Genomic DNA, 18,172 nt, shown 5'->3' with positions numbered 1-18,172 from the left:
TCGCCCACCTGCGCTAGCCAACAGATCAGTACCGTAGGGCGAATAACCTGGAACAGGTTATCCGCCGCTTCATCACCTCACCGGGCTTGCCTTACTTGATGTACCAACCCCACGGCTGATCGCTGAGGTACTCGGTGACCTGCTTGGTCTCCAGGTAGTTGTCCAGACCCCACACGCCCAGCTCGCGGCCGATGCCGCTCTGCTTGTAGCCGCCCCAGGGCGCCTGGGTGAAGGTCGGTTGCGAGCAGTTGACCCAGACGATGCCGGCGCGCAGGCCACGGCTCACCCGCTGGCAGCGTGCCGGGTCGGCGGACATCACCGCCGCCGCCAGGCCGAACTGGCTGTCGTTGGCCAGGCGCAGCGCCTCGGCTTCGTCCTTGAAGCGGCGCACGGCGAGCACCGGGCCGAAGATTTCCTCGCGCCACACGGCGCTCTCCAACGGCGCGTCGATGAACACCGTCGGCTCGACGAACCAACCCTTGTCGCGATGGGCCGGGCGCTTGCCGCCAGTGGCCAGCTTCGCACCGTCACGCACGCCGGCCTCGATGGCCTGCAGCACCTTGGCGTGTTGCCCGGCACTGACCAGCGGGCCGAGCAGCACGCCCGGCTCAAGGCCATTGCCGATGGTGATGCGGCGGGTTTCCTCCACCAGGCGCTCGATCAGCCGATCGTGCAGGCCGTCCTGCACCAGCAGGCGCGAGGTGGCGCTGCACACCTGGCCCTGGTTCCAGAAGATGCCGAAGAGGATCCACTCCACCGCCGCCTCGACATCCGCATCATCGAAGACGATGAACGCCGACTTACCGCCCAGCTCCAGGCTGACGTTCTTGATGTCCTGGGCGGCCGCCTGCATGATCGCGCGCCCGGTCGGCACGCTACCGGTGAAGGCCAGCTTGTCCACGCCCGGATGCGCCGAAAGCGGCGAACCGGCGTCGCGGCCCAGGCCGGTGACCACGTTGAGCACGCCCTTGGGCAGGCCCACGGCATCGGCGGCGGCGGCCAGTTCCAGGGCCGTCAGCGGGGTCAGTTCGGACGGCTTGAGCACCGCGGTGCAACCCGCGGCCAGCGCCGGAGCGACCTTCCACGAGGCCATCAGCAATGGGTAGTTCCACGGGATGATCTGCCCGGCCACGCCGACCGGTTCGCGCAGTACGCGGCAGGTGAAACGCTCGTCGGGCAGCGCCACCACTTCACCCTGGTCATTCAGCCCGTCGGCCAGCTCGGCGTAGTAGTCGAAGCAGCCGATGGCGTCGTCGATATCCCACTGCGCTTCGGGCAGCGGCTTGCCGTTGTCCTGCACTTCCAGGCGCGCCAGGTCCTCGCGGCGGCCGCGCAGGTTGTCGGCGATGGCGCGCAGGTAGCCAGCGCGCTCCTTGCCCGTGCTGCGACCCCATTCGCCCTCGTCGAAGGCCCGGCGCGCGGACTGCACGGCGCGGTCAATGTCTTCACCGGTAGCGGCAGCGACTTCGGTCAGTACCGCTTCGCTGGACGGTTCGTAGACCTCGAAGCGGCCGCCTTGCGCGGGGGCCTGCCACTGGCCATCGATGTAGAGCTGGTCGCGCATGGGAAGGTCTCCTGAGCGGGTTGGAATAGTTGTCGGTCGAGCATAGGGAAATGCGTGCGAGATTGATAACGCGCACGCTCTGCATGCGGGCACGCGCGGAGGTCGCCAGCGCTGCGGACAATAGGCAGCTCGACCTCAATGAACCAGATGGAAGCGTGGAATTTCCGGCTCGACGATGACCGAATAAGCCGGCTTCTTCGGGTTGTAGCCGACAGTGATCGGCCGGCCGGTGGGGAACTCTGCCGCTTCCCGGTTGGCCCGCGGCTCGCTCGCCGTGATTGCGACCACATAGCGGGAGCGATACTCCCTGCCACCGACCTCATAAACGTAGTGCGCGTAGACCGTGTATCGCACTCTCGGAGAACTATTGCGCGGCGCCAGCTCCTTCACCACCTCGGTGCTCTCCACCACTGCCTCGGCCCTGGGCCCGTTTCGGCTTTTGGACTCCATGCTGTACATCTTGGCGAACGCTACGACCATGATCAGGCAGATCGTCCATTTCAACAGGTTCATTGCATCATCCTTGATCGGTAAGCCATTGCCGGCCTGAGCAGAATAAATAGAGCCCGCACCCTGCGCTATTGCGTAGCCCGCTGTTCCAGATAAGCCTTGGGCGACAGCCCCGTCTCCTCGCGGAAACAGCGGTAGAAGGTCGACAGCGAGCGGAACCCCGCCGCCCGCGCCAGCTCATCGATGCGCGTGACGCTGGTGGCGCCGTCGAGCTGGCCGAGCAGGTGGCGCAGGCGGAGCTGGTTCAGGTACTGGTAGAAGCTCAGGCCGAGCACCTGGTTGAGGAAGTAGGAAATCTGGTTGCGCGTGTAGCCGGTGGCCGCTGCGACCTGGGGCATGTCCAGGTCCGGATTGAGAAACGGCCGCGACTGCTGGAAGTACTGCTGGATGTCGCCGCCCAGCTGGCTCAGTTGCCGCGCGGAGAGCCCCAGGCGGCTGTCGGCCATGCGCGGCTGCGGCTCGCCGGCAGGCTTTGGCGGCTGACCGACCAAGGCGGCATGTTCGTTGACCCGGACGATCCGCCCGGCGCGCACGGTGTAGGCCTCTGTTGTCCGGAAGGACACCAGCCCCTGGGTACCGCGCAGGGTCACCTGGTACTGCAGGAAGGCGGTGTCGCCATCTACCCGCAAACGATCGGTGTAGACCTGCGATTCGTCCCCTGCCGCCGGCATGCTGGTCTGCAGGTATTCACGCAGTTCGCTCGGCGCGATCCGACGCCCCTGGAAGAAATCGTTGTACTCCACCTGCGGATCGAACAGCGCCATCAGCGCCTCGATGTCATGCCGCCGCCAGGCCTGGTGGTAACGCATGACCACGGCATGGGTGTCGGCGCTGGCCGGGTCGGGCTGGTAGGTCGTGCCTTCCAGCGTGGCACTCCAGCCCTGTTCTTCGCTCATTGTCTTCCCTCGCCGGTCTTGGCCGGCTCTGTGTGCTCCGGGCGTGCCCGCAAAAAGCGCCGGAGCGTATGCCTGGCTCCCGGAAGCGATTACAAAACCCGAACGCGGCCCGAAGACCGCTTTTTTCTTCCGACATTCTGCCGGAGTTTTCCGATGACATCCGCCCCACTTGCGCACGCCACACCCAGACCCTTCTGGCTCGATACCCTCGATCCCACTCCCGCCGCCCCGGCGCTGGAGGCCGATCGGCGCTTCGATCTGGTGGTGGTCGGCGGTGGCTTCACCGGCCTCTGGACCGCCCTGCACGCCCGTCTGCGCTGGCCCGGAGCGAGCATCGCGGTGGTCGAGGCACGTCGCTGTGGTGGCGAGGCGAGCGGGCGCAATGGCGGCTTCTGCGCGCCGAGCATTTCCCACGGCGTAGGCAATGCCCTGCGCCGCTGGCCGGAAGAAGCCGAAACCCTGGTACGCCTGGGCCGTCAGAACCTCAACGAATTCGAGGCAGACCTCAAGCGCTTCAACATGCATGTGGAATTCGAACGGCGCGGCAAGCTCAGCGTCGCCGCCCAGCCCTGGCAAGCCGATGGCCTGCGTGCCATGCAGCACAACTACCAGCGTTTCGGCATCGACTGCCAGTGGCTGGAAGGCGCAGAACTGTCAGAGAAACTCGACTCGCCGCAGTACCGGGCCGGTGTATTCGAACCCAATTACGCGCTGCTCAACCCGGCGAAGATGGCTGCCGAACTGCGCCGCGTCTGCCTGGAACAGGGCGTCGAAGTCTTCGAGAACACCCCGGTGCACGAGCTGCACCAGCGTGGCGACCGCCTGCTGCTGCGCTGCGACCGCGGCGAGCTGGAGGCCGGGCAGATCGCCCTGGCGACCAATATCGCGCCGCCGCTGCTCGGCCACCTGAACTCCAGCGTGATCCCGGTGTACGACTACTCGCTGGTCACCCAGCCGCTGACCGACGACCAGCTGCGCGCCATCGGCTGGGTCGAGCGCTACGGCATCGCCGATGCCGGCAACCAGTTCCACTACCTGCGCAAGACCGCCGACAACCGCATCCTCTGGGCCGGCTTCGACGCCATCTACCACTTCGGCAGCCGCCGCACCGAGGCCCTGACCCAACGCCCGGAAAGCTTCCAGCGCCTGGCCGAACAGTTCTGCGAAGCCTTCCCGCAGCTCGGCCCGGTGCAGTTCAGCCACGCCTGGGGCGGCATCATCGACACCTCCGCGCGCACCACGCTGTTCACTGGTTGCGTGCTCGGCGGACGCGTCGCCTATGCGCTGGGCTTCACCGGCCAGGGTGTGGCGGCCAGCCGCTTCGCCGCGCTGAACATGCTCGACCAGCTGGGCGGCGAACGCACCGAACGTACCCAACTGCGCATGACCTCGCAGAAGCCCTTCCCGTTCCCGCCCGAGCCGCTGCGCTACCTCGGCGTGCGCCTGGCCCAGCGCTCGCTGGCCAGGGAAGACCGCACCGGCCGCCGCGACCTGCTGCTCAAGACCTTCGATGCCTTCGGCATCGGTTTCGATTCCTGATGGAGAACTTCATGTCCCTGCCCCGCCACGTCATCGACTTCGCCAACCCCGAGCTCGCCCCGCAGGAGCGCGTGATCGACGACCCGGCCATCGTCGATGCGCCCTACCAGAGCCGCAGCTGGCGGCATTTTGCGGCACCGGAAAAAAGCGCCATCGCCGGCATCTGGGAAGCCGGCGTGCACCTGGAGCGCTGCGAGTGCGATTACGACGAGCTGTGCCACATCCTCGAAGGCACGGTGCGCCTGACCGACGCCGACGGCGTGGCAAAGACCTTCGGGCCGGGCGATTCCTTCGTGGTGGCAGCGGGCTTCAAGGGCACCTGGGAGAACCTCACGCCGGTGCGCAAGGTGTATTTCATTCTCGGTTGAGTTCGGCGCTGCGGTTCTTGATCCTACGTTGTCTCTGACTTCGTCTTTGCTCCGGATCCTTCAGGGTATGTGTCCGCAGGACACAATGTCTGGTCAATCCAGCGCCAGTACCACCCGCCGCGTGCGCGCGGTCTTCTTCTCCATCTTCGACACCCGCACGCCACCGATCTCGGCGGTATTGGCCACATGGGTACCGCCGCAGGGCTGCAGGTCGATGCCCTCGATACGCACCAGGCGCACCTGGCCGAAGCCCATCGGCGGCTTCACACTCATGGTGCGCACCAGTTCGGGACTGGCGGCCAGTTCCGCGTCGCTGATGCTGGTGATGCTCACGTCCGCCGCTTGCGCCACGAAATCGGCCAGCCGCGCGTCGATGTCCTCCCGCGACAGCGGCTCCGTCGTCACGAAATCCAGCCGCGCGTAGTCGCTGGTGATGCTGCAGCCGTCCACCGGGTACGGCAGGATCGCGCACATCAGGTGCGAGGCGGTGTGCAGGCGCATGTGCCGGTGCCGGCGCTCCCAGTCGATCTCCACCTGCACCGGCTGGCCCGGGTGCAGGCCGGCGAGCAGCTCGCGCTGCTCCTCGGCGATCAGGTGCAGCACATCGTCCGGGCCGGCCCCCTCGAACGGCGCCTTGCGCGCGTCGGCGATGCGCAGGCGGGTGCCGTCGGCCAGGCTCAGCCAGCCGCTGTCGCCCGCCTGGCCGCCGCCCAGGGGGTAGAACACCGTGCGGTCGAGCAGCACGCCGGTTTCGCTGATCTGGCGGATATAGGCCTCGCAAGTGCGCAGGTAGGCATCACGGCGGAACAACGCGTCGGTGGTCATCGTCGACTCTCCTTGTTGGAAACAACAGCAAAGCACTCTACCTCGGCAGTTCCCAATCCTTGGCTGGGCGAGGCGTAGGAAGGAGCGTTGAGAGACAGTGGCAAATTCGCGACTGCCGTCGTCCAGCCGGACCTTCAGCGCGTCAAGCCAGGTCGGCAAGCCGTACGTCTGCACAAGCTCCACTGCCAACCAGAACGGGTATAACTAGCCGATCGAAACGCCAGGTCGCCCGGGGTCAATCCCGTGGCGGCGTTCCTCGTCGGCGTTTTCCCTACTACGGAGCAGGCAACCCCAGGCCTGATCGGCGCCCGCGGCGCGGAGCGAGAGTGTGAGTTCCAGAGCGTGGCAGTGGGCTCGCAGGAGCCTTCCCGGATGCATCGGCCTGGCGTTGCTGGTCGCTCCCCATTTAGCCAGCGCCCAGTACAAGTGCCTGGCGCGCGACGGTACCCTCAGCCACACCAGCCAGCCCGTTGCCGGCGCTCGCTGCACTCCCCTGAATGGCAAGGCCGGCGCCACTGGCGGCTCCAGGTCGAAGACCGCACCAGGCGCCGAGCGAAGTGACAAGCCGGGTGCAGAGCGGATCCGCGTCTATACCTTCGTCCACAAGGGCGTGCGCCAGTATGTCAGCCGCCGCCCGGTGGGGATCACGGCGCGGGTCGATGTGATCGAGGTGTACTACATCAAGGGCTGCTACCTGTGCATGGCGCCCAGGGATTTCAACGTCGCCAGCCTGCGCCTGGACACCCGCTCCTATCGCAAGGAAATCGAGGCTGCCTCGATTCGCTACGGCGTCGACCGGGCGCTGGTGCGGGCGGTGATCCACGCCGAATCGGCGTTCCAGCCCAGGGCCATTTCCATCGCCGGTGCCCAGGGGCTGATGCAGCTGATGCCCGACACCGCCGAGCGCTTCAATGTCAGCGATCCGTTCGACGCGCGGCAGAACATCCGTGGCGGCGTGCGCTACCTGGCGTGGCTGCTCAAGCGCTTCAACGGCAACCAGACACTGGCGCTGGCCAGTTACAACGCCGGTGAAATGACCGTCGACAAGTACAACGGAATACCGCCCTACAGCGAGACGCAAACCTACGTCGCCCGCGTGCAGTCCCTGACCGAGCGTTATCGCAACCACCAGTAGGAACAGGGGTCAGCGAGGGTTCGCGAGCAAGCTCGCTCCTACAAAAAGCACACCTGAGCCAGGTTCTGGCTGTAGGAGCGAGCTTGCTCGCGAACAGCGTGGCAACAACACGTAGGGCGCATAACCTGGAACAGGTTATCCGCCGGGCCTCCTTCGGCGGATAACGCTGGCGCGTTATGCGCCCTACGGATATGAAAGTCTGCGCGACCGCATCCCCTCACCCCTCTCCCGCTTGCGGGAGAGGGGTGAGGGGCTCCTGACCTTGTAGGAGCGGGCCATGCCCGCGATCCGCAGCGAAGATGCGGCCAGTCATCAGGGCTGAAAATCAGCCGAACCTCCACCCCGCCGCTGCCAGGCGTGTATCCAGCGCCGCGAGATCAGCCTCCACCCGCGCCGCCGGTTCCGGCATGTACGCCAGCGGATCGGGCAGCGTGGACGGCTGGCCGAGGAAGCCTTCGGCCGCCGCATGCAGGCAGTAGGCGCTGTACGCCGGGTTGTAGCCGCCCTCCTGCACCACCAGCAGCCGCCCCTGGCACAGCTCGTCGGCCAGCGCGCGGGCGCGGCGGGCCAGGCGGTTGAAGCCCTGCATGGTCACCAGTTGGCGGCCGTTGGGGTCGAACTGCGAGGCGTCCAGGCCGTTGGCGATGATCAGCAGGTCGGGCTTGAACGCGCGCAGCGCAGGCTCGACGAAGCGGGCGAAGACTATCTCGTAGAGCTGGTCGCCCGAGCCCATGGGCAGCGGCAGGTTGAGGTTGCTGCCCAGCCCGGCGCCGTAGCCGCGCTCGTCCGCCGCACCGGTCTGCGGGTGGCTCGAACCCCAGGCGCCGTGGTCCATGTGCAGGGACACGGTGAATACCGAAGGATCGTCGTAGAAGCCCTCCTGCGTACCATTGCCGTGGTGCACGTCCCAGTCGACGATGGCCACCCGCTCCAGCCCCGCCGCCTGGGCCGCTCGCGCGGCAACCCCGACGTTGTTGAAGAAGCAGTAGCCGTCGGCCATGGCCGGAGCAGCGTGGTGGCCCGGCGGGCGCACCAGGGCCATGGCCGGAACGCCGGTCGACAATACGCTTTCCAACGCCAGCAGGCTGGTACCAGCGGCGGCCAGGAGGCCGGCGAGGCTACCAGCGGACATCAGCGTGGTGCTGCTGAAGCGCTTGCCCTGGGCATCCGCCTCGAACAGGCCGCGCAGGTAATCGGCATCGTGGAAGCGCAGCAGTTCCTCTTCGCTGGCATGGCGGCCCGTGTGCCAGCGCAGCGAGTCGGCCACCGGCCCGCGCTGGAGGATGGCGCGCATGTTGAGCAGCCGCGGATTGCTCTCCGGGTGCTGCAGCTGTTCGGCCAGCAGGTCGCTGGGCGGCGCCTCGAAGACGCCGGCAGCGGTGTCGTGGCGCAGCACATCGTCGTGCCAGAAGACATCCATCGTGTGACTCATCGCAAACCCTCGGATTCCATCACTGCGCCCGCAGGAGCAGACACGCAACACGGATTCGCCCCCAGCAGTATGCGGACCGGGGGCGAACCTCCATCAATCGATAATGGTCAGCTCCGGCGGCAGCTCGGACAGGCTCGCCGAGCCCTTCTCGCCGCACAGCACGGTGTCGCCGAGCTTGATGCCGAAGCCTTCGTTGTACAAGGACAGGTTGGGCTCGATGGAGAACGACATGTTCGGCTGGAACACGTGGTCGTCGGCCTCGTCCACCATCATCGCTTCCAGCCAGGTCGGCGGGTAGGCCAGGCCCAAGCTGTAGCCGATGCGGTGCACGCGGGTACGCGAGAGGTCGATGCGGTCAAGGATCTGGTTGCACACGCGGTTGGACTCGCCCACCGGAGTGCCCGGCTTGGCGATGTCGATGGCGGCGTTGAAGGCCTCGGTGAGCAGGGTCGCCACCTCCTTCACCCGCGGGCTGGGTTTGCCGATCACCGCGGTGCGCATGAGGATGGCGTGGTAGCGGTTGCACACGCCGGCGTGTTCGAGGATAACCACGTCGCCATGGCTGATGGTCTGGCGGTGCGGCATGGCGTGGGTCATGGTGCTGCGCCGACCGGTGGCGCACATCGGGCTGATCGCCGAGTACTCGCTGCCGGCGCGGCCCAGGGCGTTGGCGACGATGCCGGCGACTTCCACTTCGGAGATCCCCGGACGCAGCGCCTCGAAGGCCGCCAGCATGCCCTGGTCGGCCATGCGCGCGGCGCTGCGCTGGTACTCGATTTCCTCGGCGGTCTTGATCAGGCGGTTCTCCGCGACCAGCGGGCCGGCGTCCTCGAAGCGCGCTTCGGGCAGGTAGCCCAGCAGCGCGTTGTACTGCGCCGGGGAGAAGGTCGAGGCGGTCATTTCCAGGCCGATGCGCGCCTGGGACAGGCCGGCGTCGGCGAGCACGTCGGCGACGATCTTCAGCGGGTCCTGCTTGGCGATGTCATAGAAGATCGCCTCGTTGATGCACGACAGTTCCCAGGTGCAGGGCTCTTCGCTGGTGCGGGTGAGGAACACCGGCTCGGCCAGCTTGGGCGAGATGATCAGTGCCTGGTACCAGAGGAAGCCCAGGCTGTCGAAGCCGCTCAGGTAGTTGATGTTGTCCGGGTAGTTGACCACCAGGGCATCCAGGCCACGGTCGGCCATGCGGCGTTTGACGGCTTCGACGCGTTGACGGTAGGTGCGTGCAGGGAAAGCGGTAAGCATGGGGGTTCCCTCCTCAGGGACAAGGTGCAAGCGACAGGCAGGTGCTTTGCTACAGAGAGGTTGGGGTCGCCAGCGTGGCGACCGGATGTAGATCGGGTGGATCAGGACGGCGGTCGGCGGCGCTCCAGGTACATGCGCAGCAGCATCACCACCAGGGTCAGGACGATCATCAGGGTGGACACGGCGGCGATCGCCGGGTCGAGGTTGTAGCGCAGGCCGTCCCAGATGCGCTTGGGCAGCGTCACCACGTTCAGGCCGCTGGTGAACAGGGTCACCACCACTTCCTCCCAGCTCATCACGAAGCCCATGAAGAAGCCGCCGAGGATGCCGCCGCGCACGTTGGGCAGCAGCACGTGCCAGAGCGTCGGCCAGAGCCCGGCGCCGAGGGAGCGCGAGGCCTTGTACAGGCTCTGGTCGAGCCGCGCGTAGGCCACCAGCATGGCGATCACCGAGTACGGCAGCGCCATCAGCAGGTGGCCGAAGCCGACGCCCAGCACGCTGTCGAGAATCCCCAGGCGCGCGTCGAGGTAGTAGATCGACATGGCCGAGACCACCTGCGGGACGATCATCGGCAGCAGCACGATCAGCGTCAGCACCGTGCGGTAGCGGCGCTGCAGCCAGATGCCGGTGGCGAACAGGAAGGCCAGCGCCGTGGACAGCGCGCCGACTGCCAGCGCCAGACCGAGGCTCTGCAGGATCGACAGCAGCCAGGCGCCGTCGAACAGCGTCGCGTAGTGGCGCAGCGACCAGCCACCATCGGGGAAGGCCAGGTAGCGCTGGTTGCCGAACGACAGCGGCACGATCACCAGGATCGGCAGCAGCAGGAACAGCGCGGACAGCGCCAGCGCGGCCCAGGACAGCCAGCGCCCCAGTGGCGGGCGCGGCAGTTGCGGCTTGCCCGGCTTGGGCACGGCGGAGAGGAAGGTTCCCTGCGGGGTCACAGCTCAGTCCTCCCGAGCAGGCGGCGGAAGCCGATGAGTTGTCCGAACAGCAGCGCGCAACCGACCACCAGCAGCATCAGCACGATACTCAGCGCGGCGCCCAGGCCCCAGTTCGACAGCTGGAACATCTGCACGTAGATGTACTCGGCGAGCATTGCCGCCTTGCCGCCGCCCAGCAGCGCCGGGGTGACGAAGCAACCGAGGCTGAAGACGAAGACGATGGCCGACGCGGCAACCACGCCCGGCAGGGTCAGCGGGATGAAGATGTCCTTGAGCGTCTGCCAGTGGCTGGCGCCCAGGCTGCTGGAGGCGCGCAGCAGGCTGTCGTCCACCTGTTTGAGCGAGGACAGCAGCGGCAGCACCGCGTACGGCACCATGAAGTGCACCATGCCGATCAGCGCGCCCAGCTCGTTGCGCACCAGCGGCGGCGGTGCATCGAACCAGCCGGTGGCCATCAGCCCCTGGCTGACCAGCCCACCGTTGCGCAGCAGCACCAGCCAGGCGAAGGCGCGGATCAGCATCGACAGCCAGAACGGCAGCAGCACGAACAGCTCGATCAGCTGCCGCCCGCGCGGCGTCGCGAAACGCCAGCGGTAGGCGATCAGGTAGGCGATGGCGACGCTGATCGCGGTGGTCAGCAGGCAGATGCGCAGGGTGCGCCAGATCACCGCCTGCAGGTTGGCGTTGTCGGCGATGGCCGCGTAGTTCTGCGTGCCCCACTCCGGCAGGCTGAAGCTCCAGCCCAGCACCCCGAGGGTCGGCAGCAGGTAGCCGACCACGACGAGCACAGGCAGGGGCAGGATCAGCAGGCCGTAGACCGGCAGCACGCCCGGTGCGAAACGTCGCATCTCAGCCACCGATCAGCGCCAGGTAGCGCTCCAGGGTTTCGCCGTAGTGCTCGGCGTGCCACTTGTTGTTCAGCGACACCTGCTTCTTCAGGTTGTCCGGCGCGGTGGGGTTGATCGCCTGCAGCTGGGCGCTGAGCAGCTCGTTGGCCTTCAGATTCACCGGGCCCATGTTGTAGACCTCCATGAGCCTGGCCTGCACCTCGGGGCGCAGCGCATAGGCGATGAACTCCATGGCCGCCTTGGCGCCGGCCGGGTTCTTCTGCGGCACCATCCATACCGAGGGCGAGACGATGCCGCCGTCGAAGCCCCAGTCGATCTTGCCGGCGGTGTCGTTCTTCACCAGCTCCGCGCGGGTGTGCCACATCTGCGCCATGCTCACCTCGCCGTCGCGGATCAGCTGCTGCGACTCGGCGCCGGTGGACCAGTGGGTGGCGATGTGCGGCAGCAGCTCCTCGATCTTGCGCAGCGCGCGGTCGACATCCAGCGGGTAGAGCTGCTCGGGCGGCACGCCGTCGGCCAGCAGCGCGCATTCGAGGTTGGCGCTCATCCACTTGTAGAGGGTGCGCTTGCCCGGGTACTTCTTCACGTCCCAGAAGTCGGCCCAGGACTTGGGCGGGTTCTTGCCGAACTGCTCGTGGTCGTAGCCGATCACGTAGCTGTAGGTGTAGTTGGCCAGACCGAAGTCATGCACGTCGCCGTAGCCGATCAGCGACTTGTCGACGATGCCGTAGTCGATGGGAGTGAGGAACTTGTCCTTGCCCAGGCGGTAGGACGAATACATCTCGCCGTCGCACACGTCCCAGCGTACCGCGCCGCTGCTCACCTGGGTCTTCAGCGCGCCCTCGGTGGGACCGCTGCCGTCGACTTTCAGGGTGAGGCCGGCCACCTGGTCGAAGCCGCCGAAGCTTTTCTCGAAGGCCGGCACCGCATCGCCACCCCAGTTGGCCAGCACCAGGCTGCCGCCGGCGGCGAAGGCGCGCCCGCCCATGCCGAAGGGCATGGCGCTGGCGGCGGCGAGCAGCAGCAGATTGCGGTTGAAATCGCGGCGGCTGATGCCGGCGCGCTCGCTTTTTTCAGCGGCGATCTCGATGGCGTCTTCGATGAAGCCCTGGCCTTCTTTTGCGTGATTGCTCATGTGATTGCTCCCCGATCGTTTGTTTTCGTTATGCGTATGTCAGGCGGACAACAGGTGGCAGTGCTGCGGTGACCAGCTGCACCAGTAACGCTGGCCGCTGCGCAGGCTGCCCAGCAGCGGGTGCGATACCGGCAGGCGCAGGTCGAGGCGATCGCCCTGCTCCAGGGTCAGTTCGAGATTGACGTGGGCGCCCTGGTAGGTGGCGGGGCCGGCGGTGGCGCACAGGCCGTTGTCGCGCCCGGCGTCCTCCAGCGGGCGCAGGTCGATGTGTTCCGGGCGCACCGCCAGCCAGCTCTTGCCGCTTTGGCCAACAGTGGACGAGTTGGCCACGCGCAGATGCTGGCCACGGAAGTCGCAGAGGGTGGCTTCGGCTTCGCGACCGACCACACCGACCTCCAGCAGGTTGGTGTCGCCAAGGAAGTTGGCGACGAAGCGGCTGGCCGGGCGCTCATAGACCTCGCGTGGGGTGCCGACCTGCTCCAGGCGACCCTTGTTGAACACGGCGATGCGGTCGGAGAGCGCCAGGGCTTCTTCCTGGTCGTGGGTGACGAAGACGAAGGTGGTGCCGAAGTCCTTGTGCATGCGCGCCAGCTCGCCCTGCATCTCCTGGCGCAGGCGGCGGTCGAGGGCGGACAGCGGTTCGTCGAGCAGCAGCAGTTTCGGCTTGAACACCAGCGCGCGGGCCAGCGCCACGCGCTGCTGCTGGCCGCCAGAGAGCTGGCTGATACCTCGCTCACCCATGCCGGCCAGGCCGACGCGTTCCAGCACCTCGCCAACGCGGCGCTCGATCTCGGCGCCCGGCACCTTGCGGATGCGCAGCGGGTAGGCAACGTTCTGCGCCACGCTCATGTGCGGGAACAGCGCATAGCCCTGGAACACCACGCCGAATTCGCGGGCATCCGGCGACAGGTGGGTGATGTCGCGGCCGTCCTGCTCGATGCGCCCTGCGCTGGGCTCGACGAAGCCGGCGAGCATCATCAGCGTGGTGCTCTTGCCCGAGCCGGATGGCCCCAGCAGCGTGAGGAATTCGCCCTGGCGGATGCTCAGGCTGAGGTCGCTCAGGACCTGCAGGTTGCCGTAGCGCTTGCCCAGGCCGAGCAAGTCGACGAAATGCTGCATGGCGGATCTCCAGCCGTTTGTTCTTGTGTTTGGGTGTTGGCTTGGGGTCATCTTCTGTGCAAATTTAACTAACGACAATTCAATAGTTTTCCAGCTGAATCGTTAGTCAAATTCACGGAAAGGACTTATTCATGCGTCAGAACAGTGCGTTTCGCCTGCCATCCCTGATCGCCCTGCGCGCTTTCGAGGCGCTGGTCCGCCAGGGCAGCATCAGCCGCGCGGCGCTGGAGCTGCACGTCACCCACGGGGCGGTCAGCCACCAGGTGAAGAAGCTCGAGGAGGAACTGGGCGTGGCGCTGGTGGAGCGCCAGGGCAAGGGCGTCAAGCTGACTCCGGCCGGACGCCAGCTGAGCCAGCAGATCAGCAGCGCCTTCGATCAGCTGCGCGACATCCGCCGCGCCCTGCCCACCGAGGAGCCCGCTGGCGAACTGCGCATCGCCTGCGCCCCGGCGCTGCTGGCGCGGGTGTCGTCGCTGCTGGAGAAATTCCTGCGCAACTACCAGGAAGTCGCCCTGCACCTGCTGCCGATGAACAGCGACCTGGGCGAGGTGGACATGGTGATCTCCTTCGGCGAGACGCACATCGAGGGCCAGCGCTTCGCCGCACTGGGCGACATCCGCTACTTCCCGGTGTGCAGCCCGCGCCTGCTCAACACCCAGGAGCACCTGCGCAAACCCCGCGACCTCGCGCGCCAGGTGCTGCTGCACGAGGACGACGGCTTCGACTGGAGCCGCTACTTCCTCGCCGCCGGCGTGCCCGGCCTGCAGGCGCGGCAGAACGTGTTCCTGCCCGACGCCTACCTGACCATCCGCGCCGCCGTGGCCGGCGGCGGCGTGACCATCAGCGACCACATCCTCGCCGGCGAGGAGCTGCACCAGGGTCGCCTGGTGCGTCTGTTCGACATCGACTTCCCGGCGCCCCACCCCTACTTCCTGATCATCCCGCCCCACGGCAACCAGGCCCTGGCGCGGGAGTTCGCCGACTGGCTGCTGCATGAGCTGGAGGCGATTCCGGCGTTTGATTAGCACGCGTCGGGTTGGTTGCACGCGGCAGCTTCGTAGGATGGGTGGAGCGAAGCGATACCCATGCTGTCGCCGCACGGAATCGATGGGTATCGCTGCGCTGCACACCATCCTACGGTCGGGGTTTTCCCGGGGCGTCGCAGTGGCCGGAGGGATTCGCGGACAAGGTCCGCTCCTACGGGGCGGGGCCGAGGTTTCCGTGACGAGTTCGCTCCGTCGTTGGGGATGGCGTAGGAGCGGACTCCGTCCGCGATGGGTGGGCGTTGTCTCCCTGGTCAGAAGGAGCGGCGTCGAATCGATCGCGGACGGAGTCCGCTCCTGCGAAGAAGGCCTTCATCGGGCGGCCGGACAGGGAGAAATCAGGGTGCCAGGCGCGCGGCCACGCGCTGGATGATTTCCTCCTCCTGCAAGCCCCGGCCGAAGTGGTCGAGGTAGCCGCCATCCTTGTCCAGCAGGAACAGGATGGTGGAGTGGTCCACCGTGTAGTCGCCGGGTTTGTCGCCGTAGGGGACCTTCTTGTAGAAGACGTGGTACTCGTCGGTGATCGCGACGATTTCCTGCGGCGTGCCGGTGAGGCCGACGAACTCCGGGTCGAAGTGCGAAACATAGCCCTTGAGCTGCTGCGGGGTGTCGCGCTCGGGGTCGAGGGTGACGAAGATCGGCCGCGGCTTGATGCCTTTTTCCTGCTCCACCGCGCGGGCGATGCGTGCCATCTTCGCCAGGTCCGTGGGACAGATATCCGGACAGGAAGTGAAGCCGAAGTACAGCAGCGCCGGCCGCCCTGCGTAGTCGCGCTGGGTGACGCGCTCACCGTTCTGGTCGGTCAGGCTGAACGGTCCGCCGACATCGCTGCGTGTCGCCGCCACGCTGACGCCCGTACACAGCGCCAGGCACAACAGAAAGAGCCGCATGCTCAGTAGCCCCCGGAGTAGGTCAGCGCCAGGCCGACGATGTTGGAGTTCTCGCCCTGCTGTTTCTGCGTGCCGGCGGAGACGTCGAGCTTGAGCTGCCCGGTGATGTTGTAGACCACGCTGAACTCGTTGAGGTAGTCATCCGGCGTGCCGCTCTGGCTGTAGCTCTTGTTGGTGCGCGTGAGGCCGAAGGCCCACAGGCCCCAGTCGAAGGTCAGCGAGGTGGTCAGGTACTTCGTGTCATTGCCGGCGATGGCATCTTCGTTGTCGACGTCGGCGTATTCGATGAAGGGCACCAGGTCCATGTACTGGCGATCCAGCGTCGGGCCCAGGGTATTGCCGTGGAAGGCCCAGATGTAGCGCGCCGAGGCCAGGCGGATGATCTCGTCGTCCGGCTCGCCCTGCCCCTCCACCGCATCGCCTTCGCGGCTGCGGGCGTAGCCGGCCTGCAGCTCCAGGTAGGGCACAGCGGGGATCGCCAGCCAGTTCACCATCACCGCGTAGGAGTCCAGCTTGCCGGTGTTGGCGGGGCCGCCGGCGTCCTTCTTGAGCATTTCGCCGTGGCGGAAGTACGGCCGCCCCAGGTAGGAGTTGTCGGCGGTGTAGAGGCTCAGGTTCGGTTCGATGTTGCCCAGGGTCTGGCTGAAGAAGCGGTACGAATAGGTGCCGCCGAGCATGCCATCCATGTCGTAGGTGTCGACGAAGTCGCTGGTGTACAGGCCCGGCGCCTGGTCCATGGCGCGGCCGATGGGCACGTGGTACTTGCCGACGACGAAGGCCTGCTTGTCGAACTGCTGGTAGTAGTCCAGTTCGTTGATGACCATGCCGACGTCTTCGAAGAAGCGCTTCTCGCCGTTGTTGGGCGGATCGATGGGATTGATCTCGGTGGAGAAGCGGATCTGCGCGTCACGGCTGAAACGGAAGTAGAAGGTGCTGTTGATGTCTGGGTAGCCGTCCAGGGTCTCGCGGCCGCCGGGCTGCGAGTGGTCGGCGCGGGAGTAGTCGTACTGGAAGGTGGCGTCGTAATCCAGGCCGACGTTGGGGTACTGGCCGTCGTCGGCCTGGGCGGCGGGAGCGGCCAGCAAGGCACCGAGGATCGGCAGGGTCAGGCGATGGTGATTCATGGCGGCGCCCCCGTCACTTGGCCAGCGGGTTGGTCTTGTCGACCTCCCGCCCGGTGTTTCGCAGATAGGCGCACATCTGGTTGTCGCCGTAGATGCCACCCAGGGGTTCGAGCTTGACCGCCTGCTCGTAGTCCTCGGGTTTCACCACCTGGATCGCCTGCATCATGCCGCCGTCCTCGTGTTCGAGGATGTGGCAGTGGTAGACGAACTTGCCGAGGATCACCGGGTCGCGGAACGGGATGCGCAGGGTGATCGAGCCGGTGGCAGGGATGTACACGTTGTCCCGGTAGCCGCTGAAACGCACCGGTTTGCCGTTGATTTCCACCACCTGGAAATCCACCTGGTGGATGTGGAACTGGTGCAGTTCCTGGGACGGGTTGTACAGCCGCCACTCCTCCAGGTCGCCCAGCTTCACGGTGGTGTTGACCTTGCCCGCATCGAAGCGCGTGCCGTTGATGTAGAAGGTATTGCCGTCGCTGTCGGAATCCTGGAAGGCGAACTGGCGCACCTTGGCGACCTTCTCCTGGCGGAAATCCTCGGCCTGGGGGTAGGCGCTGGTGATCTGCTTCGTCGCCACCGGCGCGCCGCTGGAATTGAGGATCGCCAGGCGCTGCGCCGGATAGGTGTCCCCGGCCGGGCCGGTGTTGGCCGCGCTCATGCTGATGTCGTGCTGGCCGGCGGGCGGGCCGACCACCAGCACACTGAAGCGCGCCGACGGGCCGATCAGCACGTGCTTGGCGTCGACCCGGCGGGTCACGGTGTTGCCGTCGCGGGAGAGCACCTGCATCGACTGCCCGTCGATGGCGATGTTGAAGTACTGGTTGGCGGCGATGTTGATGAAGTGCCAGAGCTGCGTCTCGCCAGGCTGGATGTCGATGGTCGGTTCGAACTGGCCGTTGATGGTGCGGATCGATGGCGCGCTGGTGATGACCTCGGTGGCGTTCCTGCCGGTCAGGGTCTTCTGGAAGTTGCGCAGGACCAGCACGCGCTCCTTGATGCCCTTGAGCTCCGGAAACGGGTCGAGGATGCCATCGACGATGATGGGACCTGCGATCCCCGCCGATACCTGGTACTGCGCGCCGCCGTGGAAGTGGCTGTGGTACCAGTAGGCGCCGGGGCTGTGGTCCGCCGGCAGCTTGATGTTGTAGACCCCGACCTGATGCGGGCGCGTCTCGCGGAAGATGCTGTCGCCCTCGTCCAGCGGCGACACCGTCATGCCGTGGAAGTGCACGTTGGTGATGTCGTCCATGCGGTTGTCCAGGCGCAGCGCCAGGGTGCCGCCAGGCTTGAGACGCAGGATCGGCGAATCGTAATTGCCGTTGAACACCAGGGTGCTGTACTGCGCATTGCCCACTGCCACCTCGCGGCGCTCGGCGGTGAGGGTTGCCGTGGTGGTGCCATTGGCGTCGTAGCTAAATTCCGGCGGGGGCTGCAGGGGCGCCGCGACCGCTCCCTGGAGCGAGAGCACGGCGAGCGGGCACAGCAATACGGCGTATGGCAGGCGCAGTCTGGACATGGTCGACCCCGATGGCAGTGGCAATGGACCGAAAAGCCCGCA

The 18,172-nt window shown here is 66.5% G+C and carries 17 protein-coding genes; 4 read left to right on the top strand and 13 right to left on the bottom strand.

Translation table 11 applies throughout. The features are described from left to right. Nucleotides 1-91 precede the first annotated feature (91 nt). From HNP46_RS32605 to HNP46_RS32595, 3 genes are all read right to left on the bottom strand, one after another. Nucleotides 92-1,564 carry an aldehyde dehydrogenase family protein gene (locus HNP46_RS32605; RefSeq protein WP_184597462.1) on the bottom strand — a complete coding sequence of 491 codons (1,473 nt, stop codon included), beginning with the start codon at nucleotides 1,562-1,564 and terminating at the stop codon, nucleotides 92-94. 135 nt (nucleotides 1,565-1,699) lie between these two features. Continuing rightward, nucleotides 1,700-2,077, bottom strand: a complete 378-nt coding sequence (locus tag HNP46_RS32600) for a DUF3592 domain-containing protein (RefSeq protein WP_184597460.1) — start codon at nucleotides 2,075-2,077, stop codon at nucleotides 1,700-1,702. A gap of 65 nt (nucleotides 2,078-2,142) precedes the next feature. Next, the gene (locus HNP46_RS32595) at nucleotides 2,143-2,970 is read right to left on the bottom strand and encodes a nuclear transport factor 2 family protein (RefSeq protein WP_184597458.1); all 828 of its coding nucleotides are present in this window, start codon (nucleotides 2,968-2,970) and stop codon (nucleotides 2,143-2,145) included. A 153-nt stretch (nucleotides 2,971-3,123) separates the two neighbouring features. Here HNP46_RS32595 and HNP46_RS32590 point away from each other — a divergent pair, with 153 nt between their 5' ends. Together HNP46_RS32590 and HNP46_RS32585 are read left to right on the top strand one after the other, a co-directional pair. Next, on the top strand, nucleotides 3,124-4,509 hold the full coding sequence (locus tag HNP46_RS32590; RefSeq protein ID WP_184597457.1) for an NAD(P)/FAD-dependent oxidoreductase: 1,386 nt from the start codon (nucleotides 3,124-3,126) through the stop codon (nucleotides 4,507-4,509). Between the two features lie 11 nt (nucleotides 4,510-4,520). Then, nucleotides 4,521-4,877, top strand: coding sequence for a cupin domain-containing protein (locus HNP46_RS32585; protein WP_184597455.1), 357 nt, complete (start codon nucleotides 4,521-4,523; stop codon nucleotides 4,875-4,877). A 93-nt stretch (nucleotides 4,878-4,970) separates the two neighbouring features. Here HNP46_RS32585 and HNP46_RS32580 read toward each other — a convergent pair whose 3' ends face one another. After that, entirely contained in the window at nucleotides 4,971-5,702 is a 732-nt protein-coding gene (locus HNP46_RS32580; protein ID WP_184597453.1) for an alanyl-tRNA editing protein, read from the bottom strand. A gap of 328 nt (nucleotides 5,703-6,030) precedes the next feature. On the opposite strand from HNP46_RS32580, the gene HNP46_RS32575 reads away from it, so the two are divergent. Beyond that, nucleotides 6,031-6,837 (top strand): lytic transglycosylase domain-containing protein, encoded by an 807-nt coding sequence (locus HNP46_RS32575; protein ID WP_184597451.1) that lies wholly within the window; start codon nucleotides 6,031-6,033, stop codon nucleotides 6,835-6,837. 325 nt (nucleotides 6,838-7,162) lie between these two features. On the opposite strand, the gene HNP46_RS32570 is transcribed toward HNP46_RS32575, so the two are convergent. From HNP46_RS32570 to HNP46_RS32545, 6 genes are all read right to left on the bottom strand, one after another. Continuing rightward, on the bottom strand, nucleotides 7,163-8,257 hold the full coding sequence (locus tag HNP46_RS32570; RefSeq protein ID WP_184597449.1) for a hypothetical protein: 1,095 nt from the start codon (nucleotides 8,255-8,257) through the stop codon (nucleotides 7,163-7,165). Nucleotides 8,258-8,362: 105 nt separating this feature from the next. Further along, nucleotides 8,363-9,514, bottom strand: coding sequence for a M24 family metallopeptidase (locus HNP46_RS32565; RefSeq protein WP_184597447.1), 1,152 nt, complete (start codon nucleotides 9,512-9,514; stop codon nucleotides 8,363-8,365). A 101-nt stretch (nucleotides 9,515-9,615) separates the two neighbouring features. Continuing rightward, nucleotides 9,616-10,455: an ABC transporter permease gene (locus tag HNP46_RS36115; RefSeq protein ID WP_221455199.1), complete on the bottom strand. Its 840-nt coding sequence runs from the start codon at nucleotides 10,453-10,455 to the stop codon at nucleotides 9,616-9,618. Next, complete coding sequence (locus tag HNP46_RS32555) at nucleotides 10,452-11,303, bottom strand: ABC transporter permease (protein WP_138216481.1); 852 nt, start codon at nucleotides 11,301-11,303, stop codon at nucleotides 10,452-10,454. The genes HNP46_RS36115 and HNP46_RS32555 overlap by 4 nt, the downstream gene beginning before the upstream one ends. Before the next feature lies 1 nt (nucleotide 11,304). Then, entirely contained in the window at nucleotides 11,305-12,438 is a 1,134-nt protein-coding gene (locus tag HNP46_RS32550) for an ABC transporter substrate-binding protein (RefSeq protein WP_184597445.1), read from the bottom strand. Between the two features lie 39 nt (nucleotides 12,439-12,477). Beyond that, nucleotides 12,478-13,557 (bottom strand): ABC transporter ATP-binding protein, encoded by a 1,080-nt coding sequence (locus HNP46_RS32545; RefSeq protein ID WP_184597443.1) that lies wholly within the window; start codon nucleotides 13,555-13,557, stop codon nucleotides 12,478-12,480. Between the two features lie 131 nt (nucleotides 13,558-13,688). On the opposite strand from HNP46_RS32545, the gene HNP46_RS32540 reads away from it, so the two are divergent. After that, nucleotides 13,689-14,582: a LysR substrate-binding domain-containing protein gene (locus HNP46_RS32540; RefSeq protein ID WP_184597441.1), complete on the top strand. Its 894-nt coding sequence runs from the start codon at nucleotides 13,689-13,691 to the stop codon at nucleotides 14,580-14,582. A gap of 356 nt (nucleotides 14,583-14,938) precedes the next feature. On the opposite strand, the gene HNP46_RS32535 is transcribed toward HNP46_RS32540, so the two are convergent. From HNP46_RS32535 to HNP46_RS32525, 3 genes are read right to left on the bottom strand one after another with little or no spacing between them, the layout of a single operon-like run. Further along, the gene (locus HNP46_RS32535) at nucleotides 14,939-15,490 is read right to left on the bottom strand and encodes an SCO family protein (RefSeq protein WP_184597439.1); all 552 of its coding nucleotides are present in this window, start codon (nucleotides 15,488-15,490) and stop codon (nucleotides 14,939-14,941) included. Nucleotides 15,491-15,492: 2 nt separating this feature from the next. Further along, nucleotides 15,493-16,614: a hypothetical protein gene (locus tag HNP46_RS32530; protein ID WP_184597437.1), complete on the bottom strand. Its 1,122-nt coding sequence runs from the start codon at nucleotides 16,612-16,614 to the stop codon at nucleotides 15,493-15,495. Nucleotides 16,615-16,627: 13 nt separating this feature from the next. Beyond that, a complete protein-coding gene (locus HNP46_RS32525) occupies nucleotides 16,628-18,130 on the bottom strand; it encodes a multicopper oxidase family protein (protein ID WP_184597436.1) in 1,503 nt (500 codons plus the stop codon). Nucleotides 18,131-18,172: the final 42 nt, after the last annotated feature.

Source organism: Pseudomonas nitroreducens (genome assembly GCF_014204515.1).
Classification (GTDB): domain Bacteria; phylum Pseudomonadota; class Gammaproteobacteria; order Pseudomonadales; family Pseudomonadaceae; genus Pseudomonas; species Pseudomonas nitritireducens_A.
This window is presented reverse-complemented; position numbering and strand designations above follow the sequence as displayed.